Raw genomic sequence first — 255 nt, 5'->3', positions numbered from 1 at the left:
CAGCGGGTCGCCACTACGCCCACGTAGACTGCCCAGGTCATGCTGATTATGTTAAAAACATGATTACTGGCGCGGCTCAAATGGATGGCGCCATTCTGGTTTGCTCTGCAGCAGACGGCCCAATGCCACAAACGCGCGAACACATCCTGTTGGCCCGCCAAGTTGGCGTTCCCTACATCATCGTGTTCCTGAACAAATGCGACATGGTAGATGACGCTGAGTTGCTCGAACTGGTTGAAATGGAAGTGCGTGAAT

1 protein-coding gene is annotated in these 255 nt (G+C 53.3%); it reads left to right on the top strand.

What is annotated here, in order from left to right; all coding sequences use genetic code 11:
• On the top strand, positions 1-255 hold a 255-nt coding region (locus ACO0LG_RS29665; RefSeq protein ID WP_423032235.1), incomplete at both ends, for a GTP-binding protein.

Origin of the sequence: Undibacterium sp. Ji42W (genome assembly GCF_049340405.1) — a bacterium.
Lineage (GTDB): Bacteria > Pseudomonadota > Gammaproteobacteria > Burkholderiales > Burkholderiaceae_D > Undibacterium.
This window is presented reverse-complemented; position numbering and strand designations above follow the sequence as displayed.